The following is a 23,899-nucleotide window of genomic DNA, read 5'->3' as shown; positions in this document are numbered from 1 at the left end:
CGGAATGATCATCGTATCTTTACAAATTGTGCAGTTCCAATGCCTCAAACACTTATGTCCTGAAAAACACTCTAAAGCGACTTGTCTGATGTGTATCAGTTTATGTTTAAAAACCAACGTCTGAGTTGGCGACATATATTTTTAAACAAACCGATTTCTGTACTTAAAGTACAATTAAACGCAACAGTTTGTCTTTTTGCCGATATAATAAAGCCTTCGGCGTCGGCATATTCTTTTGGGACCTTTCCGTATCTGTCGTGAAGTTTACCTTTTATATTCCATTTTCAATGGGTGAAAGGAACATCATAAACTTCACTTACGGTGGTATCCGTGCGCTGACTATAGCAAACCTTGAATCATCTGCCTATGGGCTATACACTTATTTTGTATGAAATGTATAGTCTAAATGATCAGTTTTTAATCAAATTTTAGTTTTTTATTGGATCACGTAACTGTATGAATTCTACGCAACAATGGCAAAGTGTCACTTGGTTTGAAGTGGACGAACATCAAGAAGGTCAACGCATAGATAATTTCTTGTTTACGCGTCTTAAAGGTGTGCCAAAAAGTCGGATCTATCGCTTAATTCGTGAAGGACAGGTACGCGTCAATAAAAAACGCATCAAGGCTGAAACCAAGTTGGCTATTGGTGATCAAATCCGTGTTGCGCCTATTCGATTTGAACAGAAAGACGAAACCGATGCTCCTGTGTCTGATAAAGTCGCCCAGAGTTTACTCAGCCGAGTGATTTATGAAGATGAAGGGCTGATGGTGGTCAATAAGCCTTCTGGAATTGCTGTACATGGCGGGAGTGGCGTCGCATATGGTTTGATCGAAGGCTTGCGTGCAGCAACAGGCAAAAAATATTTAGAGCTGATTCACCGTATTGACCGTGATACTTCAGGCTTGGTGATGGTGAGTAAAAAACGCAGTACTTTGAAAACGCTGCAAGATTTATTACGTGAACATAAAATCCAAAAAACTTATGCCGCAATCGTGAAAGGGCAGGTCAGTCTTGATCGTCAGCTTATTGACCAACCATTGTTACGTTATGAGCTATCCAATGGCGAACGCCGCGTACGTGTGTCAAAAGAAGGTAAAGAATCCAAGACACAATGGAATGTTGCTGAACGTTTTATGCATGCCACCTTGGTCTATGCTTCGCCGCTTTCAGGACGTACCCATCAGATTCGTGTGCATGGTTTAAGTATCGGTCACCCTTTGGTTGGGGATGAAAAATATGGTCATGAAACAGAATATCGGGGACCGAATCCGCGTCGATTGTGTTTACATGCCATGCGTTTGGAAATTCCAGGCTATCCTGTGATTGAAGCACCTTTACCGGAAGATATGCAAAGTTTGGTGGCTCAATTAAGAGCACAAAAGAAAGACTAATTGAACCCTGTTCTTTCAATTTTTAGCATGTGGAGATCTGATGGTCGAAATTTCCACATGCTTGACATGAGTGATGACGTTAACAAGCAAGGATGAAAATAAATCAATATCACCTCTCATGGTCTGTGATACGGTAATCTCTATCGGGAAGACTTAAACCCCCGAATCAACGCAACACATATTGGAAGTAATTCATGCAAAAGCCTGTAGAACTGATTATCTTTGACTGGGATGGAACATTATTTGATTCAGTTGGGCAAATTGTTGAAAGTTTAATGTTTGCTGCGAAAGTTTATGATCAGCCCTTAACACCTGAGGCGGCTAAAAGCATTATTGGTTTAGGCTTGCCTGAAGTGGCTCAAGTGCTGTTTCCTCAAGTTCCAGCCTTACATGAAGATATTTTGAAGTGCTATGGCGATCATTATGTTGAACACTCTAAAGATGATCAGTGGTTCGCTGGTGTTTCCGAGATGCTGTACGATTTAAAAAATCAGAATATCAAATTGGCTGTGGCAACAGGAAAAAGCCGTCGTGGTCTGGATCGGGTCTTGGCTCAAACACAAAGCCTTGAATTATTTGAAGTCACACGTGCAGCCAATGAGACTAAATCTAAACCAGATCCTTTGATGTTGACTGAAATTTTAAATTACACGGGAATTCATGCTGAGCAAGCGATTATGGTGGGAGATACCTCATATGATTTGGAAATGGCACAAAGAATTGCAATGCCGCGTGTGGGCGTGAGTTATGGCGTACATCGCATTGATGTGCTCAAGGCATTTAATCCATTGATGATTGCCAACAATGTGACAGTTTTACATCAATTTTTAAAGACACAAATCAATACTTCAGAAGTTGCCTAGCTGGCGATATACGTTGTTTGCTGTTGGCAAACAACGTCAGCTTATTTAAAACGTATATAACAAGAAAATGTCCTATGAGCCGTTCTATTCGATTATTGACACTGTTACAGCTTTTACGTGAACAGCGTTACCCGATTACTGCACAACACTTGTCCGCACATTTAGATATTAGCGTGAGAAGTGTGTATCGGGATATTGAAAGTTTACGAGATCAAGGGGTCCATATCGAGGGCAGTGCTGGATTAGGATTTCAGCTCAAAGAAAACTTTTTGCTTCCTCCGATGAGTCTGGATGAAACAGAGGTTGAAGCCGTGTTTTTGGCCTTGCATTGGTTAAAATCCGTTCCTGATCCCGCATTAAAAAATGCCTCACACTCGGTTTTAACTAAACTCAATGCAGTACTGCCGAAAAATAAACAAGAATTGATGAATGAAACCATGCTGCGTTCAGTGAGCTATTGGCTTGAAGTCGATGAGAAAATTGTTGAACAGGTACGCTTGGCAATCCGATATCAGGTCAAAATTGAAGTGAACTATCTCGATGAAAAACACAAAATTTCTACGCGAGTAGTTTGGCCATTTGTGTTGGGATATTTTAACGACAAAATGTTGTTGGCTGCATGGTGTGAGTTACGGGAAGATTTTCGTAATTTTCGTTTAGACCGCATACAGGAAATGAAAGTGACTGACACTATTTATCCTGAGTTTAAGCGCCATCTTTTTCACGTTTGGTGGCAAAAAGAATTACAAAAGCAATCAATGATGAAAAGCTCCTGACAAAAACTGACAATGCCCACGCCTATATTACAAGAACCACAATAAAGGAATGGAAAAAAATGAGCTTAAAACTATATAGCAACGCACAGTCTAGAGGTCTTGTTGTTGAGTGGCTATTGATAGAACTCGGTGCTGAATTTGAAAAAATTGAGTTGGCTTTTCATACTGAGATGAAATCAGAATCTTATCTGAAAATTAATCCATTTGGCAAAGTACCTACTTTGGTTGATGGGGATGTCGTGATTTATGAAATGGCTGCAATTTGTGCTTATTTGGCAGATAAATTTTTTGATCAAGGACTTGCGCCTGCATTGGATGATCCGAAGCGTGGTTTATATTTCCGTTGGTTGTTTTTTGCTGCTGGCCCATGGGATGCTGCGAATACCGATCGCGTATTCAACATTGAGATTGGTGATGAACAAAAAATGCATATTGGCTATGGAAATTTTCAGGACACGTATACGGCTTTAATTCAAGGCTTGGAACAGGCTCAGCCTTATTTGTGTGGTGAGCAATTTACCGTGGCAGATGTCTTTGTCGGTTCCATGTTGTTTTGGCAATTGAAAATGGCGTTGATTGAAAGTCACCCTGTCATTGAACAATATATTGATACAGTCAAAAATCGGAAAAACTTGAGAAACCCGCAAGCGCTTTTTGTGGATTGATGCTTACAAGAGCCAAACTCAGTGTGGAATCATGCTGGGTTTGCTGCTTTTATCTTTGATTTACAGGAGAGTAATCTGAAGTGTTCATTGATTGTCATGATCTTAAATTTAAAAAAAGAAGAAACATTTATAGGTTGTAGCTATTGTCATAAATAAAATAAGTATTGGCATCGCAATGCCATTTTCCCTGATGCTTAAACTGTTTAAAAAAGTACACGTTTTAAAAAGAGTAGTGACCAGATGCAGTAAAACTGCACCGATTGATCTGGCTCATTAAAAGCACAATCTCCAATTGATTGGATGTGAGATTTAGTCCTCTAAAACGGTATGAAGTCCAATTTTGCAGTTTAAGGAAACATGATGTCGAACGCTGTTGAAACGTGCATTGAATCTGTTGCTTTGGCTTTAAGAGAAGCGGAGTTGCTCAAGGTAGCAATTGCACCCGTGCTTCCTCAATTAGGCGACCAAAGTGCTGATGTCGATATTGCATACGCTGTACAGGAAGTAAATACACAACGGGCGCTCAAAGAAGGACGCCGTTTGGTGGGACGGAAGATAGGCCTGACCTCAAAAGTTGTGCAGGCTCAATTAGGTGTAGATCAACCTGATTTTGGAATGCTATTTGCGGATATGGCGTATGGTGATGGTGAGGCTATTCCTGCTGGCCGTTTGATCCAACCCAAGGTTGAAGCTGAAATCGCCTTGATTATTGATCGAGATCTGACTCAAGAAAAACATACCTATGCAGATATTATCAGTGCAACACGATATGCCTTACCTGCGATTGAAGTGGTTGATAGCCGAATCGAAAATTGGAAAATCTCATTAATCGATACTGTCGCAGACAATGCCTCTTCTGCCGCTTATGTTCTAGGTTCACGCCCCGTTCCACTCGATAATTTAGATTTAGTCAACTGCAAAATGACCATGACACGGGCGGATGAAGTGGTGTCTCAAGGACAAGGCAAAGCCTGTTTAGCCAATCCACTGAATGCAGCAGTCTGGCTTGCGGATGAAATGGTTCGACGTGGTCGTCCATTATTGGCCGGAGACATTATTTTAACGGGTGCATTGGGTCCGATGGTGGTTGCCCACCCGGGTGATGCGTTTCATGTTGAAATTGAAGGCTTCGGTTCAGTCACTGTCGTTTTCGCTGCTGAATAAAGTGCTTAAGCGCGTTTTAAAGAGAATGAGTGTATGAAAAAGATTAAATGTGCATTGATTGGTCCGGGCAATATCGGTACGGATCTGCTTTATAAATTACAGCGTAGTGAATTTCTGGAGCCTGTATGGATGGTGGGAATTGATCCTGCATCAGAGGGGTTGGCACGTGCTGCAAAAATGGGCATAAAAACCACCGCAGAAGGAGTGGATGGATTACTGCCTCATGTGATTGATGATGAGATTAAAATTGCTTTTGATGCGACTTCCGCCTATGTACATGCGGAAAATAGCCGTAAGTTAAACGAACTTGGGGTATTGATGATTGACTTGACTCCAGCGGCAATCGGTCCTTTCTGTGTGCCACCTGTCAATCTTGATGTGTTGTTAGATGCTGGCGCGGTACCCAATGTCAATATGGTGACGTGTGGTGGTCAGGCAACAATTCCGATGGTGGCTGCCATTTCACGTGTGCAGCCCGTTCAGTATGGTGAAATCATTGCTACAGTCTCCACCAAGTCTGTAGGACCAGGAACACGTAAAAATATTGACGAGTTTACCCGAACCACAGCAGGCGCAATTGAAAAAGTAGGCGGTGCTCAAGCAGGCAAAGCGATCATAATCATCAATCCTGCTGAACCTCCATTGATGATGCGAGATACGATTCACTGTTTGGTTGAGGGCGAGCCAGATCAGGCAGCAATTACCGCATCTGTGCATGCAATGATCAAGGACGTACAAAAGTATGTGCCTGGTTATACTTTAGTCAATGGTCCTGTTTTTGATGGTCAGCGTGTATCTATATTCTTGGAGGTTCAAGGTTTGGGAGATTACCTGCCTAAGTATGCAGGTAACTTGGATATCATGACGGCAGCTGCTGCACGTACAGCAGAAATGTTTGCAGAAAGAATTCTTGCAAAAAATATCCCTACCCTCGAAGCATAAGGAGTGCAACCATGTCTAAGTTGATGATTCACGATATGACCCTACGTGATGGTATGCATCCAATGCGCCATCAAACCTCGATTGAACAAATGATTGCCATATCAACCGCATTGGATGAGGCAGGTGTCCCTTTAATTGAGGTAACCCATGGCGATGGTTTGGGAGGCAATTCAGTGAATTATGGCTTTGCAGCAGCAACTGATGAAGCCTATTTAAAAGCTGTGATTCCACAGTTAAAACAAGCAAAAGTTTCAGCACTTTTACTTCCTGGGATCGGTACTGTTGATCATTTAAAAATGGCACATGATGTTGGTGTTTCTACAATCCGTGTGGCAACCCATTCCACAGAAGCAGATGTATCAGAGCAACATATAACCGCGGCACGTAAATTAGGCTTGGATACGGTTGGCTTTCTGATGATGGCACACATGGCATCTCCAGAGAAATTGCTCGAAGAAGCGCAAAAAATGGTGTCTTATGGTGCAAATTGTATTTATGTGACTGACTCTGCTGGTTATATGCTGCCTCAAGATGTCACAGATCGAGTAGGGCTTTTGCGTGCCAACTTAGCTGCTGAAATCGAACTGGGCTTTCATGGTCATCATAACTTAGGCATGGGGGTTGCCAATACAGTCGCCGCAGTGGATGCTGGCGCAATCCGTGTAGATTTGGCTGCAGCAGGTTTAGGCGCTGGTGCTGGAAATACGCCATTGGAGTTATTTGTGGCTGTTGCCAATCGTATGGGGCTGGAGACAGGTGTAGATTTATTTAAAGTACAGGATATTGCTGAAGAGTTGGTTATTCCGATGATGCTTCAGCCGATTCGTGCAGATCGTGACGCAGCTACTTTAGGATATGCAGGGGTATATTCATCGTTCTTGTTATTTGCAAAACGTGCTGAAGCAAAATATGGCGTGTCGGCTCGAGAAATCTTATTGGAACTCGGTCGCCGTGGTACAGTCGGTGGTCAAGAAGATATGATCGAAGATTTGGCATTAACCATGTCAAAAGCAAAATATGCCAGTGCATAAGCCTCTTTGGACAATAAAAAACGCCCGATCTGGGCGTTTTTTATTGTCAATCATCAGCAAAACTTTTTGATGATGTAGTGAAAGGAATAATAAGATTAAAATAATGCTTGTCTGACGTGATTGGTTTGCTGTTTTAAATATCGTTTATTTATTTAATATAAACGCTATTTCTTATAAATAAGTAGATGAAAGCGAGTATTTTAAAATTCGTGTTAAACATAAAAACACTAATGAATTTTATATTTTAAGAATATGTCTGGATTTTAACGGCAAATTAACGATTATTTTTAGTTTAAAATCATTAAATGCAATATGATCTTCAGCTTGCTTATTGCTAAAAAGTATTAAAAAAAGTGCCTGAAAATAATTAAACCCGCAACTGATGGTTAAATGTCGAATTCATCATACTGTAGTCTGATTTTTTCTATACATGGAGTTGCGCAAGATGGCGGAATGAATTTTGTTTGAATGGAAAACAATCATGCGTCGTCAATCATTATGGATAGCAATATGTACTGTAACAACAGTATTAGGGACGTCTGTAGCTTATGCAGACTTTATTGATGATCGTCAAGTTCAGCTTAAATTTCGAAATTTCTTTTTGGATCGTCAATTAGATCAGTCCAATAGTAGCAAACCACAGGACTTTGGCAGTTGGTCGCAAGCGGTCACACTTGATGCTAAATCGGGTTATTCAGAGCTAGGACCTTTAAAAGTTGGGGTTGATGTTTTAGCTCAATATGCACTCCGTTTGAGTGGAGATCGAGGTGATAACGATTATGTCATGCCATTTGATTACAATGATAAGCATCAAGCACGCGACAATGCTAAGTTTGGGGCAACACTGAAAGCCAAAATCAGCCAAACTGAATTAAAGATAGGTGAAATACTGCCTGTGTCTCCTGTTGTACATTTTGATCCATCCCGTCAGTTACTCACCACATTTGAAGGGGCTTGGTTGGAATCAAAAGAGCTTAAAAACAGCAAACTAACTTTAGCCTATTTAAATGGTGTCAATGCACGCTATGAAAATCAGGTGCATGACTTTGGTTTATGGCCAAATGAGTTGAACACCGATCAAGGCAAAGTGCATTCAGGTACAAGTGACGGAATGTGGATTGCAGGGATTGATTATCAATTTCGCCCTGATCTCACTGCAAGTTATTTCTATGCTGATGTGGAGAATATTTATCGCCAGCATTATCTCGGCATTGCTGTAAATAAACAGATCAATGAACAGCATAAACTTGCAGCACATGTCCGCTATTTTGATCACCAAGACTCAGGGGATGCGATTTATGGTGCAATCGATAATCAGGCACTTTCACTCAAAGGCGCTTGGACATTTGATCAGCACAGTGTTGATGTCGGCTATCAACAAATCTTTGGCGAGACGGGTAATGTGAATGCAATGTTTCCGACCCTTTCCGGCTGGGTGCCACAACCTTATTTGGTCAATTGGTCAGTTGCCAGTTTTATCCGCAAAGATGAACGTTCTTGGAGTCTCGGGTATACCTATGATTTTAAAGACACCATTGCTCAAGGTTTAACTGTGACTGCTCGCCACTATGATGGTTCAAACATTAAAAATAACAATGGAACCCGAGGCAAAGAGCAGGAAGATAATCTTATTGTAAATTATGTAATTCCTGAGGGAAAACTGAAAGGTTTGGGTTTTCAATGGATGTACATCAATGTGAATTATGCCAATGTTCTTGGATTTGTCGATTTGCAGGAGCATCGTGTAGCAACCAGTTATAGCTATCGTTTTTAATGATCTCCAGTGTAAAGGAGGGTTGCATAAGTAGCACTCCTTTAGCTTGATGTATTTTAAATAAATTATTTAAAAACAAATATTTAAATTATCGTTTTTTTATTGATTGTCATCGTTATTAAGTATCAATTTTAGTTTCATAGACAGGTAAGATTAAGTTTTAGAGCAAACTTTTGAATCTGTATAGATGCGTTTTTAGATGGATTCAGCCCATAGATTAGGTTGTATGAGGAAGTAGTGATGAGCACTGTACAAATCCCGAATTATCAAACAGATACATTTTTTGGTTTAGAGGATAAATGGATTGAAACAGCCGATGGTGAATTAACTCATTATCATGAAGTGGGTAAGGGAACACCGATACTTTTTTTACATGGTTCAGGTACAGGTGTTTCAGCCGCAGCCAATTGGTGGTTGAACCTTCCTCAGATTGGTGAACAGGCACGTTGTATTGCCATTGACTCCATTGGATACGGACAGACCGTTGTTGCGCCCAATACAGCCTATGGTATTCGCGCTTGGGTAGATCATGCGATACGTACTCTAGATGCATTGGGCATTGAAAAAACATGGTTGGTTGGAAACTCTTTGGGGGGATGGTTGGCTTTTCAAATGGTCTTGGATTATCCAGAACGTGTGCTTGGAATTGTTTCAATGGGGACAGGTGGAGCTCAACAGACTGCCGCATTGAAGGCCCATGCCAATCCAGTTCTGAGTGAAGAAGGGATCAAAAATACGTTGTCGATGTTCGTGGTGGATAAATCATTAATCACTGATGAGCTGGTAAAGGTTCGTTTTGAAGCAGCAAAAAATGATTATGCTTCTGCTCGCTTAATGGATGTGGTGGCTGCACGTGACCGTGATCGTTTTGAATTTCCTTTGGACTTTGAAAAAATGAAAGACATTACTGTGCCTGTGTTATTGATACATGGGGTACAGGATGTGGTGATTCCAGTATCACGTTCCTGGGATATTTTAAACACGGTTCCCCATGCAGATGCGCACATTTTTAGTCAGTGTGGACATTGGTCACAAGTTGAAAAAGCAGAAGAGTTCAATACAGTCATTAAAGATTATTTGGCTGCACGCGGCATCAAGTAATCTGACCAATTGTAGTATTTAATCTACAGTTATTGTATTCGCCTAAAAAATGTAAAGTGTGATTTTCTTAAAACGCCTGATGACATACATCGGGCGTTTTATATGGAAATGCTGGATCCTCGTCCATGAACAATTAAATCAAACTTGCAGCAACATTGATACAGATGGCTAAAATGGTGGTATTGAATCCATATGCCAGCAGGATGTGTAAAATATTTAAAACACGCATTGGGCGAGATGTAATCGACACATCTGCAGTTTGTGCAGAAGTACCAATCACATAGCTAAAATATAAAAAATCAGGATAAGTTGGTTCAGGAGTTTGGGGAAAGTCCAACCCACCTTGTTGATGTTTTGCTACTGCTAAATAATAGTCATGGGCATAATGAATTGCAAAAACTGTGTGCATAAACAACCACGCAGAAATAATGGTTAAGATTGCCAAAACCAAATGCCCAAATTTAGATAAAGTATGATGTGGCATATGGGTAAGTTCAATCACGATGGCAATAAAACACATCACCAAAGCAAAAATAACTAAAAGTAAAATGATCCACTTACTGGCATCTTGTTGCTGTGCTCGTTTGAGAATATGTGCTTGAGAGGTCGACCACAGTGTTTTCAGGGTAAGCAACAGATAGATCATGACGGCAATGTTCCAACTGGATAACAGTCGTGTTGACCAAGACCAATCTGTAATAAAACCAAATACAACATACAACATCATGGTGAAGAGAAAAGCGATAAAGAAGTAGGGGCGAGATCGAATACCAGAACGAATATGGTGAAATGTTGATAGAGCCACAGTATTCAGCCTCTAGGAGTATTGTTGTGATATTCAGCAGTATCTTAACTGAAACCTGATCAGATGATTAGACTTAAGTTGTAGTCTGGCTATCTGACTGTAGCATGATCAACAGCCAAAGAGGCTTTTCCCAAGCACTCTCTTAGCGTTTAAAATGAGGGTAAAAGGACTGTATCGGATAACTGGGTCAGGATCTGGATTTTAGATTCGCCACCATTATTCGGGGAAGAAATAATGGTGTGGCAAAGATCATTTACAGCCGGCTTAAAAACAGCGGATTTAATTAAGGCTTAAGCATCCGAACGGTTAATGTCGAGATAAAACACTTTGGTGAGTAAGGCGATAAATTTTTGTACTGCTACAGCACTGCCGTTTTTTCTATAACTGACATACAAGTCCAAATAGGGGAGTTCAACATCTAAAGGTCGAATGATGGTGTTACTCATGGTTAAGGGGGCGATATAGCCTGGCAGAATGGTACAGCCTAATCCCATTCCAATCGAGTTGATATTAAATAGAATATTATCTGCTTTTTGAACAATGTTGAATTCAATATGATGCTGTTTGGCAAAATCCAGAATCGTATTATGTAAAGTACCTGACTGTTCTTCTGCCGGGATAATAAAATCAATCCCATTTAAAGCTTTCACTGGAATGCGTTCATATTTTGCCAATGGGTGGTCTTTAGGTAAAATAAAAATCAGAGGTTCACGTAATACGAACTTGCTTTCAATTTCATCATTATGAAAGTTATGACGGGTAAAACTGATATCTAACTCACCCTTTTTAATAGCGCGCATCTGTTCAAGATTATTTAAACTCAACAACTCAATTTTTAAGTCAGGATTTTGCACCCTTAAATTGGGTAAAACATAAGGAAAAACTTTCATCTCAGCAACGGGAACAAAGCCGATACGCAATAACTGTTGTTTCGCCTTGGATACTTGTCTTGCCATAGCAACAGCTTTGTCTGCTTGTGCCAAAGTCAGCCGCGCTTGCTCAAGAAAAACAGCACCTTCTTCAGTCAATTCAACTTTTCTTTTTGTCCGATGTAAAAGCTTTACCCCCACATCTTCTTCAAGATCTTTGATCTGCTGACTGAGTGAGGGTTGTGCGGTATAAAGTCTCAATGCTGCTTTACTGAAGTTGAGTTCTTCAGCCACAGTAATGAAATATCTTAGGTGTCGTAATTCCATATAACTCGTCCAAAGAATAATCCAAAAAATGTCTTACTAAGATTTCGCAAGAGTATAATCTATAAACAATGATGAGGTGAAGATGATTGTAGTATTTAGAAAATAAATGAACTATTCAAACCCATTGCTATTTTAATATAGAAAATCATCTGAGGAATAATTCATAAAACATATTAATTAAAACAAAATAAATATTTCCCTAAAGCTCATTTCAACAGCGATGATTTGCGCAAAGTTGAGTCAATTTATGTATGACCCCACGTTTGTCGCAGGAGAGCTTTCATGAGTGGAAAAATTGATGTGCGTGAAATCGACGCTTTAGTCGATGCACAAAATGGACGTATCTCGCCATCGATCTATACAGATCCAGAACTATACGAACTCGAACTTGAACGAATATTCGGTCGTACTTGGTTATTCCTTTGCCATGAAAGCCAAATTCCTAAAGCAGGCGATTTTTTTAATACTTACATGGGTGAAGACCCGATTATTGTCGTCCGTCAAAAAGATGGCTCAATCAAAGCTCTTTTGAATCAATGCCGTCATCGTTCAATGCGCGTTAGCTTCGCTGACTGTGGTAACACACGTGCATTTACTTGTCCTTATCATGGTTGGTCTTACGGGGTAGACGGTTCACTTAAAGATATTCCTTTAGAAGACCGTGCTTTTCCTCAAGGCGCCTGTAAGGAACATTGGGGGTTGATTGAAGTAAATCGTGTTGAATCCTACAAAGGCTTGATTTTTGGCTGCTGGGATGAATCTACTCCCGATTTAATTGATTACATGGGGGATATTGCCTGGTATTTGGATGGCGTGATTGATCGTCGTCCAGGGGGAACAGAAATCATCGGTGGCGTACACAAATGGGAAATCGAATGTAACTGGAAATTTGCCGCAGAACAGTTTGCATCTGATCAATACCACGCATTGTTTTCTCATGCTTCTGCAATCCAAGTTCTTGGAGCAAAACCAGATGATGATGCATCTAAGCAATTGGGGACTGCGCAAACGGCTCGTCCAGTCTGGGAAACCGCAAAAGATGCGATTCAATATGGCTCAAGAGGACATGGTTCAGGATTCTTCTTTACTGAAAAGCCCGATGCAAACGTATGGGTCGATGGCGAAGTAGCGAACTATTTTCGTGAAACCTTTGAAGAAGTTAAAGCACGTTTAGGCGAGGTTCGAGCTTTACGTCTGGCGGGTCACAATACCATGTTTCCAACCATGTCTTGGTTAAACGGAACCGCGACACTTCGTGTATGGCATCCAAGAGGACCGAATAAAACTGAAGTTTGGGCATTTTGTATTGCTGATGCGGAGGCTTCACAAGAAGTCAAAGAAGCATTTGAACGTTCTGCAACACGGGCGTTTGGTCCAGCAGGTTTTCTGGAACAGGATGACTCTGAAAACTGGATTGAGATTCAAAAAGTATTGCGCGGTTATAAAGCGCGTAACAACCGTTTGATCATGGAAATGGGACTCGGCAATGAAAAAGTCCGAGAAGATGGTATTCCAGGCATCACCAATTATATTTTTTCAGAAACCGCAGCACGTGGAATGTATCGACGTTGGGCAGATTTACTGATTCATGAAAAATGGGAAGACGTTGAAGCTGCTGCAGATGCTTATGAACAGGAGCTTATCAAATGAGTCTAGTGAGCTTGGAGCTTCAACATCAAATCAGCCAATTTTTATATCGTGAAGCCAAATTACTTGATGATTGGAAATTTAGGGATTGGTTGGCAATTTTTGCCGAAGATGTTTCTTATACCTTAAGAACCACACCGAACGCACAAACCCGTGATCGTCGCCGTTCAGTCGAACCGCCAACCACTTGGGTTTTCAATGACAATAAACATTTATTGGAGCGTCGCATAGCACGGCTTGAAACCGGTATGGCTTGGGCTGAGGAACCTCCATCAAGAACTACCCATATGGTTTCCAATATTATTGTTGAGCCCACAGAGGTTGTTGATGAATATGACGTATACGTGACATATCTACTCTATCGTACTCAGAAAGAAAAAGATGTGACGATCTATTGTGGCAAGCGGCATGACAAGCTTCGGAAGGTTTCCAGTGGTTTGGGATTTCAAATTTTTAATCGCAAGATCACCTTAGACCAAGTGACTTATAACTCTCACAACTTGAGTGTATTTTTCTAATGAACAAGATTTTTGTATGCCAAATTGATGAATTGGATGAGGGTGAAGCGCTTAAAGTCGCTTGCCATGTCAATGGAATCGAGGCGCTGGCAGTCTTCAATAATGGAGGGGAGTTTTTTGCCATGAATGACCGTTGTTCACATGGCAATGCCTCAATGTCAGAAGGCTATTTAGAAGATGATGGAACCGTGGAATGTCCATTGCATTCAGCTCGATTCTGTTTAAAAACAGGTCAAGCCTTGTGTTTGCCTGCAACTGATGCGATTCAAGTTTTTCCCGTAGTGATTGAAGACGGTGCAGTATATGTAGAGATGGCTGGAGCTTAGATATGGGATGGCTTGAAGGTGAAGTCGCCCTGATCACGGGTGGAGGTTCTGGTTTGGGCTTAGCATTGGTTGAGCGCTTTTTGGCGGAAGGTGCAAAAGTTGCGGTACTCCAACGTTCCCAAGCAAAAGTAGATATTTTAAAGCAGCGCTTCGGTGATCAGGTTGAAACGATTGTGGGCGATGTTGCGCAGTTTGCAGATAATGTTCGTGCAGTTGAAGCCACAGTGGCGCGTTTTGGTAAATTGGATTGTTTCATTGGGAATGCGGGCATCTGGGATCATTATGCAGATATCGTGCATATGAGTGGTGAACAGCTAGAAACTGCTTTTGATGAAATTATGGGAATTAACACCAAATCGCTGATTTTAGGGGCTAAAGCTGCTTTAGATGAACTGGTCAAATCCGAGGGTTCGATCATCTTTACCTTATCAAATTCAGCCCTCTATTCGGCTGGTGGTGGTCCGATTTATACCGCTTCCAAACATGCAGGGGTGGGCGTAATGAAAGAATTGGCTTATGAACTTGCGCCCAAAATCCGAGTCAACGCAGTTGCACCTTCAGGTATGAATGTAAATATCAAAGGTGCTGCATCCTTAGGACAAGAAAATTTAGGACTCTTGGACGCACGTGATCCAGAAAAAATTGCACGAGGCATGCCTTTAAATTTCTTGCCTGAACCTGAAGACATGACGGGAAGTTATGTACTGCTCGCCTCACGCTCCAATAATCGTCCATTGACGGGGGTGTTAATCAATGCTGAATGTGGTCTGGGAATTCGTGGGTTACGTCAACCTCGCGCAGGTTTTTTTGACCACTGATTTAAAGGATGAAAAGGGCAACTGGCATTTCAGTACAGCCTTCTGTTTCGGAGTTAAACATGAGCGTTAAACTTATTTGTGCTTCGCATAGTCCACTTATGGAGTTTGCATCACCTGCCGACAAGCGCCAAGAGGATGCTGTTCGATCAACTTTTGAAAAGTTGGCTCAGGATGTAGAAGCCTATCAGCCCACATTGATCATTAGTTTTGGGCCTGATCACTTTAACGGTTTTTTCTATGATCTGATGCCTTCTTTTTGTGTTGGAATTCGTGCGACTGCTGCGGGTGATTGGGATTATGGTAAAGGCAATCTCAAACTGAATGTACCTGAACATACGGCAGTTGAGTTAGTGCGAAAAGTATTGGATGAGGGGGTAGACATTGCATATTCTTATCGTATGCAGGCAGACCATGGGGTCACACAGCCTTTGCATTTTCTCTGTCAAGGGCAACTGGATCGTTACCCCACGATCCCCATCTTTGTCAATGGTGCAGCAGCACCTATGCCAACAACCCAACGAACGCTCGCATTAGGGCGTGCAGTAGGGAAATTTATTCAATCGTTAAATCTTGAAAATGAACGTGTACTCATCTTAGGTACAGGTGGGCTTTCACATGATCCACCGACACCACAAATGGGATCTGTATCCGCTGAGGTTGAAGAGTTTTTGATTTGTGGGCGTTATCCAACTCAAGCAGCCCGCGATGCACGTCAGGCGAAAATCATTTCAGTAGGACAGCGGCTGGCAGCAGGTGATCAATCAATCTCTGTTCCTTTAAATCCTGAATGGGATATGCATTTGCTTGAGTTATTTAAAAATGCTGATTTTGAAGCAATAGAAAAAATGACTGAAGCAGATATTCGTCAGCAGGGAGGACGTGGAGGTCAGGAAATTCGATCATGGATTGCCGCATTTGCAGCACTTTCTGAATTTGGACGATATGACATGTGTATTGACTGTTATGAACCGATCAGTGAGTGGATTGCTGGATTCGGTATTGTTTCAGCAGAATTAATCAAGTAATAAGGAAAAACCTATGAATCATGAGTCTGTTCAGACAGTGGTTATTGTCGGAGCTGGCCAGGCAGGTGCAAATGCTGTCCTTGAACTTCGAGCTCACCAATATCAGGGTAGAATTATTCTGATTGGAGATGAACCCCATTTGCCTTATGAACGTCCTCCTTTATCTAAAGATGTTATTCTGAAGCCTGAACAAACCAAGATTGAAATCCTTTCCGAAGAAAAATTGGCAGCACTGAACGTCGAGATCATTCGAGGAAATGGCGTCGTTAAAATTCACCCTGAAGCACATACCGTAGCGTTAAAAAATGGTGATGTGATCTCATATGACAAACTGTTACTTGCAACAGGGGGGGCTGCACGTCGTTTACCTAATTTTGATGCATTGGGACAACATGTCTACACCTTACGTAATCTCGAAGATTCTCAAGCTTTGGTTCCTGTACTGCAACCTGGACGCCGTATTATTCTGATTGGCGGGGGGGTTATTGGATTGGAGTTAGCGTCATCAGCTCGTTCTAAAGACTGCCAAGTGACAGTGATAGAAATGGGGCCGATGGTTATGGGACGCTGTTCGCCTCAAATATTGAGCGAATTTTTATTGTCCCAGCATCGTCAAAATGGTGTAGATGTACAGCTTGAAACTCAAATTATGGACTGTCGGCTTGAACGCACAGTGGATGGTGAAGAAGTCGTGGTAAATCTTGAAAATGGTCAAGAGCTGCGCGCTGATGCTGTGATTTATGGTATTGGAATTGTACCAAATGCCCAATTGGCAATTGATGCGGGTTTACAGGTTGATTCTGCAATTCAAGTCAATGAACATTGTCAAAGCTCGCAGCCTGATATTTATGCAGCCGGAGATGTTGCGACTCAACTGCGTGCCAATGGAACATATCAGCGCATTGAGACTTGGGAAAATGCCAATATACAAGCGGGAATCTTTGCGCGCCATATCATGGGCATTGAACATCCGGTACCGAGTCCTGCATGGTTTTGGACCGATCAGTTCAACATTAATTTTCAATTTGCCGGTGATATGACCGCAACTGAGTGGCATATTCGTGGTGAAATGAATCAACATAAAACCGCAGATCACTGTTTTGTAGTGTTTGGCGTGAACGAGGGCAAAATCGTGGCAGGTATTACGGTCAATGCAGCTAAAGAAATGCGCCATTTGAAAAAAATGATTGCGAAAAAAACACTGTTTTCTACGACCAATCATCTCGATTTAACGCAGGATTTGAAAAAGCTGGTAGCTTAATTCAACAAAGCTTCTAAATGGTGATGTTCGAAAAAACAATGAAGATGACGTGGGTTCTGTTCAACGTCATCTTCATTGTTTGGCTACGCGGTTGAATGGATTACTTTCGCAGTTTCAAATGTAAAATTGGAAAGGGATTACCTTCCGCATCGAGTTCAGAGCGCGCCACCTGTTGAAAATTATGCTTAAGATAAAAGTCTAAGGCTCGAGTATTTTGTTCATTGACATCCACTTCATCTGCACCTAATTCAAAAGCTTTTTGAATCAACAGTGAGCCAATACCTTGATCAAAAAAAATAGGGTTCACAAATAACATTTCAATTTTTTGATAAGCAAGCCCCATAAAACCTGCTATTTGCTGTTCGCGTTCCACATGAAACAATTTTACATGATCAAAGTAATGGTGCTGAATGATTAATGCTTTGATTTGTAGAATATGTTGTTCATTTAAAAAGTCATGCGTTGCACGTACAGATGCCTCCCAAATTTCTAATAATTGTGGATAGTGCTTTGAATGCGTCATTAGAATAGGGTTTAAATCAGATTGCATAAAAAGATTCACTCAATTGTGAAAAGCAACAAAAAATAAAAATAAATCACAAGTTGTTTGGTTAATATGAGGCAAGATAGATATAAAAATCAAATTGATGTATTTGATGATAAAAAGCAGGACAATAAATGTCAGATTCCAACAAAATTGTTGTATATGCAGCACTTTTGGGCAATTTAGCAATTGCTTTGGTAAAGTTCATAGCTGCTTATATCACCAATAGTTCGGCCATGTTGAGTGAGGCTGTTCATTCTGTCGTCGATACACTCAATGAAATTCTATTATTGTATGGCTTAAAGAAATCTCAGCAACCTGCCAACTACAAGCATCCTTTTGGCTATGGTCGAGAGTTATATTTTTGGGCATTTATTGTTGCTTTGCTGGTGTTTGCGTTAGGTGCAATGGTTTCAATTTATCAGGGTATTCAACATATTCGTCATCCAGAAGTTATAGAATCACCGTTGGTGAATTATGTTGTACTCGGATTTGCAATGTTGTGTGAAGGTACTTCGTGGTTTATTGCCTTAAAAAGTTTTAAGAAAATGAAAGGGAAAATGGGCTATTTTGAAAGTTTTCGGCGTAGTAAAGATCCCACTACATTTACGGTGCTTTTTGAGGATTCCGCAGCATTGATTGGATTGATCATTGCCTTTATTGGCATATTCTGCGCGCAACAGTTCAATTTACCCATATTGGATGGTGTTGCTTCAGTATTGATCGGTGTGGTTCTTGCAATCTCTGCTTTACTTTTAGCCAGAGAGACTAAAGGACTACTGATGGGTGAAACTGCTGATCCAAAACTACGTCATAATATATTGGAAGTTGCTCAGCAAGACCCAGCAGTCTATTCAGCAAATGGTGTATTGACTGAACAGATGGGGGCTCATCAGGTGATTGCATCATTAAGCCTAGAGTTTAAAGATGATTTAACCTCAGATGAGATTGAAGCCTGTGTCAACCGAATTGAAGTAAAGATTAAAAGTATTCATCCCGAAATCGTGGCATTATTTATCAAGCCACAAACACAACAAGTTTGGCTTGAAAGAATGAAAGGGCGTTTAGAGTAATCATGTCGAAACAAGAGCCAATTATCCGTTTGGACGATAAAACGGTACAAGACCATACAATGCAAGAGAAGACAATTCAATCTGAGCATATAGAGCAATTGCATTATCGAATTGATACTGAAAATTGTTTGTCACATACCTGGTATAAACCCGTGTTTAGTGTAATTGGTTCTAAGCAGCACAATGGTGAACGGTTCTTTAATGAAATACGTAAACCACAAGGACGTAGCCGTTGGGATCTTATGAAATGGCTGGGGACACGTAAATCCTATACCTGGAATGTAGACACTCAAAAAGAAGCCACAGAATTTTATGCAACTAAGCGCCTGCTTCCACAGAATCGACCAGAAGTCGATGATCACGATTGGCAAGTCTGGTTTGTGAGTCATGCCACGGTACTGGTACAAATAGGTCCTTATAATTTCCTGACGGATCCTGTCTGGGCAGATTATGTCAGTCCAAAACATGGACGTGGTCCAAAACGCGTTATTCCTGCTGGGATTGCTTTAGAACAACTACCTGAAATCCATGCTGTTTTGTTAAGTCATAACCACTATGACCATATGGATTTAGCAACATTAAGATGGTTGCATAATAAATTTGCAATGCCGATTTACACGGGTTTAGGCAATGCGTGTTATTTACCTAAAGAATTCCATGTGATTGAAATGGATTGGTGGCAGTCTGCACTATTTAAAAACTTAAAAATCGTTTATACACCAGCACAACATGGTTCTGGTCGTGGTTTACGCGATCAGAACATTGCCTTGTGGGGGGGATTCTCAGTGCTGTCTGAACATGGGCATTTGTTCTTTGCAGGGGATACTGGCTATGGACCACATTTTAAAGAAATTCAGAAACGTTTAGGTGCACCACGTATTGCATTATTGCCAATTGGCGCTTACGAGCCACGTGCGCTGATGAAATATATGCATATGAACCCTCAAGATGCATTTCAGGCGCATTTGGATTTGCAAGCCAAACGTTCTTTGGCGATTCATTACCGTACTTTTCAATTGACTGATGAGCATCGTGATCAGCCCGAACTTGATTTACAAAAAGCCATGAAGAATTCATCAAAAATGGTTAATCCCTTCTACTGTATTCGTGAAGGGCGGAAATTGGTCGTCTAGTCTATACCTATGATTGAGATAAAAATGATAAAAATAGTTTTAAGTACAATCGTGCTGAGCCTAATGTTCACTTCAGTTGCGGCCAAACCTGTAAAACTAGCAGCAACTGACGCAACAGATTGTGTTTCAGATGAGCTGTGTGCTGTTGCGGAGCCGTTGACGATGGCAACATCTGAAGCCGGTTCATCATCGAATGACGCTGAACGGATCAAGCCTCTTCATGAAAAATATGATTTGGATACAGGGGATGAATGGAAATTGATTCACCAGCATGCAGATACTCAGTTTTTTGAAAGTATCACCACCATATCCGATGGTAATCAACTGATCCAAGCATGGGTGAAAAGTGTGAATCCAAAAAAACAATATACAATTAATTATTATCAACTATTATGTAAGGATCGGACATTCACCCGACTTGAACAATTTAAAAGTCGAGATGATCAGGATTATAAACGGGCTAAGAGAGTAGTGCATTACCGTCAAATACAGTCTTTTGATCAGGCAGGTGAATTACTTCCAGTTTTAGAAAAGTTATGTTTGTAGATTAAAATAATATTTATTCCTGATTAAAAATGAGGGAGTTGAATAATGAATAGAATTCAAGGTTTCGTGCTGTCACTGGCATTATCTGGTACTGCTTTTGCAGAGAACCAAAATATCAAGATTAATCAAACTGCATTTGAATTGAAAAGCGTATCAAATCAAGATGATGATGGCTATATACGCAATGATATTGAACTCTATCGAAAAGGCAAAAAACTTCTAACACATACCTTGGATGCAGCATCTGGCGACTGTAGTATTACTCAAATTGAACTGGGGGATTATGCAGTTAAAGATAATCAGCTCATTTTTTATAGTTACTGGGCTGCCGCAGATCGACAGGGGATATGGACTTATCCCTATGGTGTACGTAAGCAGACCTATGTTGTGGATGCACAGGGGAATGTTAAATTGATAGATGCTGTGCTTTATGTTGAGGATGTTATCGGCGATCCACTCAGTACAAATCCCGATGAAGAATATCTGCAATTTTTACATCGCTCTCCCGAAAACAGACAACAGCAACGTACCTTGAATGATTATATCCAGACCATGCAGACCCAATATCGGGGGCGTTTTGTACATGGGCAAGAGCGAACATTGCTGATCAAGGAAGTCAAAACACAATTAGCGAAACAGATTGCACGTGAAACGCAGGGGTGGAAACAAGAGTTTGGTCGCAATAATGCTCGTATGTAAATCTATAAATCTTTAGGGATATTCAAAAGCTGTAATGCAACGATGGACAGCGCAGTCATGGCTGTATTCATTATGAAAGGATTAAAACCTTGGACAAAGTAGTGAGGATAGACAACTGCAACCACGACGATAAAGAACAGCATTGCCACGATATTTAAATAATGGAGTATCTTTGATTGCCTAAAAATTAGAAAGAGTACACCAAAGATGATTTCGCCAATTCCAGAGAGTTCGATCAATCTTGGAATCGATAGAAATTGAATCCCTGTAAATTGCCAAAACTGCTGTTCTTCAATACCCTTAAAAATGACTTTAGGCACCAGACCTTGATAGATCCACAATACAGCTAAAGTGATGTGGATACTCAATAAGGCGCGATTAATTATTTGAAGTGGATTCATAAACAACATGTTCCAAAAAATGATGTTGATGATGTGAAGAAATGAATTGACATTGATCTGTTGTACCGAATAGACGATAGCGATTGAAAGCAATTTGGCGATACATAAAGTCTCGGATAAACTTTGGAATTAGATAACCAATTTTTAAACCAGAAAATGGAAGCCCTAATTCTTCGATGACTTTTAAAAATGCTGTAGACTCGCTGATTGCCTGTCCATTTTTAATCACCAACATGGTGTCAAAGTGTTCAGTCGGCATTTGATAATATTTTAAGATGGCTTGACCCAGCGGAGATTGAACGGAAGCCAATTTAAATCTTGCTTGAGTATCGTACTGAATTAAAAACTTTGCCCAAGCATTGCACAGCACACAAACTTCATCAAATAAGACCATGTCATATTGTTGAATGATATCTTCAATTTTCAGTTGCATGCTTTCACTCTCGATTGGAGTTTCTTTCAATATAGTTGATTTATAGACAATAAAAAACCACCCGACAGGTGGTTTTTCATGTTTCGGTCAATTATAGGAAACCAGGATGTCCTTTGGCTGGGTCACTGTCTCTAGCAGCTTGCGCATCAGCAACGGTGAGCCCCAATGCTTTTGCAACACCTTCGCCATATGCAGGGTCACAAGCATAACAGTTACGGATATGACGATACTTGATGAAGTCTAAGGCATCGCCCATCGCACCCGCTGTATTATCAAACAATGCTTGTTTTTGTGTTTCATTCATTAAATTGAACAAGGCACGAGGTTGGCTAAAATAGTCTGCATCATCCTGACGGAAATCCCAATAATCGGCATCACCACTGATTTTCAACGGTGGCTCTTTAAACTCGGCTTGTTCTTGCCATTGACCAAAACTATTCGGTTCATAGTGCGGTAAGCCGCCATAGTTGGCATCTACACGACCTTGACCATCACGATGATTGGAGTGAACAGGGCAACGTGCGGCATTGACCGGGATTTGTTGATAGTTCACACCAAGACGATAACGTTGCGCGTCTGCATAGTTAAAAAGTCGTGCCTGTAACATACGGTCAGGTGAAACGCTGATTCCTGGGACTAAATTACTTGGTGCAAATGCTGATTGCTCAACATCCAAAAAGAAGTTTTCAGGATTTTTGTTGAGCTCAAATTCACCGACATCAATCAATGGATAATCTGCGTGAGGCCACACTTTAGTCAGGTCAAATGGATGATATGGAACTTTCTCTGCATCTGTTTCTGGCATGATTTGAACTTGAAGTTTCCATTTTGGAAAGTTGCCATTTTCAATCGAATCGAATAGATCACGTTGATTACTTTCACGGTCTTTTGCCACGACTGCTTCAGCTTCGGCATCAGTTAGATTTTCAATACCCTGTTGTGTACGGAAATGAAATTTCACCCAAAAGCGTTCATTGTTAGCATTGATGAAGCTATAAGTATGACTGCCAAAACCATGCATATGACGGAAACTTTTTGGAATCCCACGGTCAGACATCACAATCGTAACCTGGTGTAGTGCTTCTGGCAGTAAGGTCCAAAAATCCCAGTTGTTGGTTGCACTGCGGAGGTTGGTTTTTGGATCACGTTTTACCGCTTTATTTAAGTCAGGGAATTTACGCGGATCACGCATGAAAAATACAGGAGTGTTATTTCCAACAAGATCCCAGTTGCCTTCTTCAGTGTAGAACTTTAATGCAAAACCACGAATATCTCGTTCTGCATCTGCTGCACCGCGTTCACCTGCAACCGTGGTGAAACGGGCAAACATTTCTGTTTTTTTACCAATATGTGAAAATATTTTAGCGCGTGTGTACTGCGTGATGTCATGAGTGACGGTAAATGTACCAAAAGCACCAGAACCTTTGGCATGCATTCGACGCTCAGGAATCACCTCACGGACAAAGTTAGCGAGCTTTTCATTTAACCATAAATCTTGTGCAAGCAGAGGACCTCGTGCGCCTGCTGTTAAACTATTCTGGTTATCTACAACAGGCGCACCAAAAGCAGTTGTCAGGTGGGTCACTGGGCATTTTTTTGAGTCTTGGCTCATTCTATTTCTCCATTTTAATTAATCATGTATTCATATTTTGAATAGATGGAATAGATAAAGAATATTCGCTATTACATGACATTAACTGTATTTAAAAAACCAATATAGTGAACAATTGTTAAATCTATTTGTCCTTAAATTAAATGATTAA

The 23,899-nt window shown here is 40.8% G+C and carries 25 protein-coding genes; 19 read left to right on the top strand and 6 right to left on the bottom strand.

Annotated elements, in window-relative coordinates:
• Positions 1–456: 456 nt before the first annotated feature.
• The 9 genes from OSH00_RS11195 (at position 457) to OSH00_RS11155 (ending at position 9,711) form a co-directional block, all read left to right on the top strand.
• Positions 457–1,395, top strand: a complete 939-nt coding sequence (locus tag OSH00_RS11195; protein ID WP_196076634.1) for an RluA family pseudouridine synthase — start codon at positions 457–459, stop codon at positions 1,393–1,395.
• A gap of 194 nt (positions 1,396–1,589) precedes the next feature.
• A complete protein-coding gene (locus OSH00_RS11190; RefSeq protein ID WP_266130489.1) occupies positions 1,590–2,258 on the top strand; it encodes an HAD-IA family hydrolase in 669 nt (222 codons plus the stop codon).
• A 74-nt stretch (positions 2,259–2,332) separates the two neighbouring features.
• Positions 2,333–3,034 (top strand): helix-turn-helix transcriptional regulator, encoded by a 702-nt coding sequence (locus OSH00_RS11185; protein WP_266130488.1) that lies wholly within the window; start codon positions 2,333–2,335, stop codon positions 3,032–3,034.
• A 59-nt stretch (positions 3,035–3,093) separates the two neighbouring features.
• The gene (locus tag OSH00_RS11180; protein WP_266130487.1) at positions 3,094–3,699 is read left to right on the top strand and encodes a glutathione S-transferase family protein; all 606 of its coding nucleotides are present in this window, start codon (positions 3,094–3,096) and stop codon (positions 3,697–3,699) included.
• Positions 3,700–4,059: 360 nt separating this feature from the next.
• On the top strand, positions 4,060–4,863 hold the full coding sequence (locus OSH00_RS11175) for a 2-keto-4-pentenoate hydratase (protein WP_266130486.1): 804 nt from the start codon (positions 4,060–4,062) through the stop codon (positions 4,861–4,863).
• A gap of 33 nt (positions 4,864–4,896) precedes the next feature.
• On the top strand, positions 4,897–5,805 hold the full coding sequence (locus OSH00_RS11170) for an acetaldehyde dehydrogenase (acetylating) (protein WP_266130485.1): 909 nt from the start codon (positions 4,897–4,899) through the stop codon (positions 5,803–5,805).
• 11 nt (positions 5,806–5,816) lie between these two features.
• A complete protein-coding gene (dmpG, locus tag OSH00_RS11165; RefSeq protein ID WP_266130484.1) occupies positions 5,817–6,836 on the top strand; it encodes a 4-hydroxy-2-oxovalerate aldolase in 1,020 nt (339 codons plus the stop codon).
• Between the two features lie 481 nt (positions 6,837–7,317).
• Positions 7,318–8,610 carry an OprD family outer membrane porin gene (locus OSH00_RS11160; RefSeq protein ID WP_266130483.1) on the top strand — a complete coding sequence of 431 codons (1,293 nt, stop codon included), beginning with the start codon at positions 7,318–7,320 and terminating at the stop codon, positions 8,608–8,610.
• 240 nt (positions 8,611–8,850) lie between these two features.
• Complete coding sequence (locus OSH00_RS11155) at positions 8,851–9,711, top strand: alpha/beta fold hydrolase (RefSeq protein WP_196076626.1); 861 nt, start codon at positions 8,851–8,853, stop codon at positions 9,709–9,711.
• A 133-nt stretch (positions 9,712–9,844) separates the two neighbouring features.
• Here the strand turns inward: OSH00_RS11155 and OSH00_RS11150 are convergent, their stop codons facing one another.
• Complete coding sequence (locus OSH00_RS11150; RefSeq protein ID WP_196076625.1) at positions 9,845–10,516, bottom strand: DUF1345 domain-containing protein; 672 nt, start codon at positions 10,514–10,516, stop codon at positions 9,845–9,847.
• A gap of 290 nt (positions 10,517–10,806) precedes the next feature.
• Complete coding sequence (gene hcaR / locus OSH00_RS11145; RefSeq protein WP_196076624.1) at positions 10,807–11,712, bottom strand: DNA-binding transcriptional regulator HcaR; 906 nt, start codon at positions 11,710–11,712, stop codon at positions 10,807–10,809.
• A 282-nt stretch (positions 11,713–11,994) separates the two neighbouring features.
• On the opposite strand from hcaR, the gene hcaE reads away from it, so the two are divergent.
• Genes hcaE through hcaD form a run of 6 tightly spaced genes read left to right on the top strand, consistent with a single transcriptional unit; the run spans position 11,995 to position 17,307 of the window.
• Positions 11,995–13,362 (top strand): 3-phenylpropionate/cinnamic acid dioxygenase subunit alpha, encoded by a 1,368-nt coding sequence (gene hcaE / locus OSH00_RS11140; protein ID WP_196076623.1) that lies wholly within the window; start codon positions 11,995–11,997, stop codon positions 13,360–13,362.
• Entirely contained in the window at positions 13,359–13,877 is a 519-nt protein-coding gene (gene hcaF / locus OSH00_RS11135) for a 3-phenylpropionate/cinnamic acid dioxygenase subunit beta (protein ID WP_266130482.1), read from the top strand. Before hcaE ends, hcaF begins: the two co-directional genes overlap by 4 nt.
• Positions 13,877–14,203 carry a 3-phenylpropionate/cinnamic acid dioxygenase ferredoxin subunit gene (hcaC, locus tag OSH00_RS11130; RefSeq protein ID WP_196076621.1) on the top strand — a complete coding sequence of 109 codons (327 nt, stop codon included), beginning with the start codon at positions 13,877–13,879 and terminating at the stop codon, positions 14,201–14,203. The genes hcaF and hcaC overlap by 1 nt, the downstream gene beginning before the upstream one ends.
• A 2-nt stretch (positions 14,204–14,205) precedes the next feature.
• Positions 14,206–15,021: a 3-phenylpropionate-dihydrodiol/cinnamic acid-dihydrodiol dehydrogenase gene (hcaB, locus tag OSH00_RS11125; RefSeq protein WP_266130481.1), complete on the top strand. Its 816-nt coding sequence runs from the start codon at positions 14,206–14,208 to the stop codon at positions 15,019–15,021.
• Between the two features lie 59 nt (positions 15,022–15,080).
• Complete coding sequence (locus OSH00_RS11120; protein WP_266130480.1) at positions 15,081–16,046, top strand: 3-carboxyethylcatechol 2,3-dioxygenase; 966 nt, start codon at positions 15,081–15,083, stop codon at positions 16,044–16,046.
• Between the two features lie 13 nt (positions 16,047–16,059).
• Complete coding sequence (gene hcaD / locus OSH00_RS11115; RefSeq protein ID WP_266130479.1) at positions 16,060–17,307, top strand: 3-phenylpropionate/cinnamic acid dioxygenase ferredoxin--NAD(+) reductase subunit; 1,248 nt, start codon at positions 16,060–16,062, stop codon at positions 17,305–17,307.
• Between the two features lie 100 nt (positions 17,308–17,407).
• On the opposite strand, the gene OSH00_RS11110 is transcribed toward hcaD, so the two are convergent.
• Positions 17,408–17,857, bottom strand: a complete 450-nt coding sequence (locus tag OSH00_RS11110) for a GNAT family N-acetyltransferase (protein WP_266130478.1) — start codon at positions 17,855–17,857, stop codon at positions 17,408–17,410.
• A gap of 128 nt (positions 17,858–17,985) precedes the next feature.
• Here OSH00_RS11110 and OSH00_RS11105 point away from each other — a divergent pair, with 128 nt between their 5' ends.
• From OSH00_RS11105 to OSH00_RS11090, 4 genes are read left to right on the top strand one after another with little or no spacing between them, the layout of a single operon-like run.
• Positions 17,986–18,924 carry a cation diffusion facilitator family transporter gene (locus OSH00_RS11105; protein WP_196076616.1) on the top strand — a complete coding sequence of 313 codons (939 nt, stop codon included), beginning with the start codon at positions 17,986–17,988 and terminating at the stop codon, positions 18,922–18,924.
• Positions 18,925–18,926: 2 nt separating this feature from the next.
• The gene (locus tag OSH00_RS11100; protein WP_266130477.1) at positions 18,927–20,057 is read left to right on the top strand and encodes an MBL fold metallo-hydrolase; all 1,131 of its coding nucleotides are present in this window, start codon (positions 18,927–18,929) and stop codon (positions 20,055–20,057) included.
• 24 nt (positions 20,058–20,081) lie between these two features.
• The gene (locus OSH00_RS11095; protein WP_266130476.1) at positions 20,082–20,603 is read left to right on the top strand and encodes a hypothetical protein; all 522 of its coding nucleotides are present in this window, start codon (positions 20,082–20,084) and stop codon (positions 20,601–20,603) included.
• A 45-nt stretch (positions 20,604–20,648) separates the two neighbouring features.
• A complete protein-coding gene (locus OSH00_RS11090) occupies positions 20,649–21,302 on the top strand; it encodes a hypothetical protein (protein ID WP_266130475.1) in 654 nt (217 codons plus the stop codon).
• 2 nt (positions 21,303–21,304) lie between these two features.
• On the opposite strand, the gene OSH00_RS11085 is transcribed toward OSH00_RS11090, so the two are convergent.
• The 3 genes from OSH00_RS11085 to OSH00_RS11075 form a co-directional block, all read right to left on the bottom strand.
• Positions 21,305–21,703 (bottom strand): DoxX-like family protein, encoded by a 399-nt coding sequence (locus tag OSH00_RS11085; protein WP_266130474.1) that lies wholly within the window; start codon positions 21,701–21,703, stop codon positions 21,305–21,307.
• Positions 21,681–22,136 (bottom strand): thiol-disulfide oxidoreductase DCC family protein, encoded by a 456-nt coding sequence (locus OSH00_RS11080; protein WP_266130473.1) that lies wholly within the window; start codon positions 22,134–22,136, stop codon positions 21,681–21,683. The genes OSH00_RS11085 and OSH00_RS11080 overlap by 23 nt, the downstream gene beginning before the upstream one ends.
• A gap of 91 nt (positions 22,137–22,227) precedes the next feature.
• Positions 22,228–23,748 (bottom strand): catalase, encoded by a 1,521-nt coding sequence (locus tag OSH00_RS11075; protein WP_266130472.1) that lies wholly within the window; start codon positions 23,746–23,748, stop codon positions 22,228–22,230.
• Positions 23,749–23,899: the final 151 nt, after the last annotated feature.

The organism is Acinetobacter nematophilus (assembly GCF_026344175.1).
Classification (GTDB): Bacteria; Pseudomonadota; Gammaproteobacteria; order Pseudomonadales; family Moraxellaceae; genus Acinetobacter; species Acinetobacter nematophilus.
This window is presented reverse-complemented; position numbering and strand designations above follow the sequence as displayed.

What these genes read in the sequence shown, in the direction of transcription:
- OSH00_RS11195 (WP_196076634.1), top strand. Translation starts at nt 457, where the DNA reads ATGAATTCTACGCAACAATGGCAAAGTGTCACTTGGTTTGAAGTGGAC.
- OSH00_RS11190 (WP_266130489.1), top strand. Translation starts at nt 1,590, where the DNA reads ATGCAAAAGCCTGTAGAACTGATTATCTTTGACTGGGATGGAACATTA.
- OSH00_RS11185 (WP_266130488.1), top strand. Translation starts at nt 2,333, where the DNA reads ATGAGCCGTTCTATTCGATTATTGACACTGTTACAGCTTTTACGTGAA.
- OSH00_RS11180 (WP_266130487.1), top strand. Translation starts at nt 3,094, where the DNA reads ATGAGCTTAAAACTATATAGCAACGCACAGTCTAGAGGTCTTGTTGTT.
- OSH00_RS11175 (WP_266130486.1), top strand. Translation starts at nt 4,060, where the DNA reads ATGTCGAACGCTGTTGAAACGTGCATTGAATCTGTTGCTTTGGCTTTA.
- OSH00_RS11170 (WP_266130485.1), top strand. Translation starts at nt 4,897, where the DNA reads ATGAAAAAGATTAAATGTGCATTGATTGGTCCGGGCAATATCGGTACG.
- dmpG (WP_266130484.1), top strand. Translation starts at nt 5,817, where the DNA reads ATGTCTAAGTTGATGATTCACGATATGACCCTACGTGATGGTATGCAT.
- OSH00_RS11160 (WP_266130483.1), top strand. Translation starts at nt 7,318, where the DNA reads ATGCGTCGTCAATCATTATGGATAGCAATATGTACTGTAACAACAGTA.
- OSH00_RS11155 (WP_196076626.1), top strand. Translation starts at nt 8,851, where the DNA reads ATGAGCACTGTACAAATCCCGAATTATCAAACAGATACATTTTTTGGT.
- hcaR (WP_196076624.1), bottom strand. Translation starts at nt 11,712, where the DNA reads ATGGAATTACGACACCTAAGATATTTCATTACTGTGGCTGAAGAACTC.
- hcaE (WP_196076623.1), top strand. Translation starts at nt 11,995, where the DNA reads ATGAGTGGAAAAATTGATGTGCGTGAAATCGACGCTTTAGTCGATGCA.
- hcaF (WP_266130482.1), top strand. Translation starts at nt 13,359, where the DNA reads ATGAGTCTAGTGAGCTTGGAGCTTCAACATCAAATCAGCCAATTTTTA.
- hcaC (WP_196076621.1), top strand. Translation starts at nt 13,877, where the DNA reads ATGAACAAGATTTTTGTATGCCAAATTGATGAATTGGATGAGGGTGAA.
- hcaB (WP_266130481.1), top strand. Translation starts at nt 14,206, where the DNA reads ATGGGATGGCTTGAAGGTGAAGTCGCCCTGATCACGGGTGGAGGTTCT.
- OSH00_RS11120 (WP_266130480.1), top strand. Translation starts at nt 15,081, where the DNA reads ATGAGCGTTAAACTTATTTGTGCTTCGCATAGTCCACTTATGGAGTTT.
- hcaD (WP_266130479.1), top strand. Translation starts at nt 16,060, where the DNA reads ATGAATCATGAGTCTGTTCAGACAGTGGTTATTGTCGGAGCTGGCCAG.
- OSH00_RS11110 (WP_266130478.1), bottom strand. Translation starts at nt 17,857, where the DNA reads ATGCAATCTGATTTAAACCCTATTCTAATGACGCATTCAAAGCACTAT.
- OSH00_RS11105 (WP_196076616.1), top strand. Translation starts at nt 17,986, where the DNA reads ATGTCAGATTCCAACAAAATTGTTGTATATGCAGCACTTTTGGGCAAT.
- OSH00_RS11100 (WP_266130477.1), top strand. Translation starts at nt 18,927, where the DNA reads ATGTCGAAACAAGAGCCAATTATCCGTTTGGACGATAAAACGGTACAA.
- OSH00_RS11095 (WP_266130476.1), top strand. Translation starts at nt 20,082, where the DNA reads ATGATAAAAATAGTTTTAAGTACAATCGTGCTGAGCCTAATGTTCACT.
- OSH00_RS11090 (WP_266130475.1), top strand. Translation starts at nt 20,649, where the DNA reads ATGAATAGAATTCAAGGTTTCGTGCTGTCACTGGCATTATCTGGTACT.
- OSH00_RS11085 (WP_266130474.1), bottom strand. Translation starts at nt 21,703, where the DNA reads ATGAATCCACTTCAAATAATTAATCGCGCCTTATTGAGTATCCACATC.
- OSH00_RS11080 (WP_266130473.1), bottom strand. Translation starts at nt 22,136, where the DNA reads ATGCAACTGAAAATTGAAGATATCATTCAACAATATGACATGGTCTTA.
- OSH00_RS11075 (WP_266130472.1), bottom strand. Translation starts at nt 23,748, where the DNA reads ATGAGCCAAGACTCAAAAAAATGCCCAGTGACCCACCTGACAACTGCT.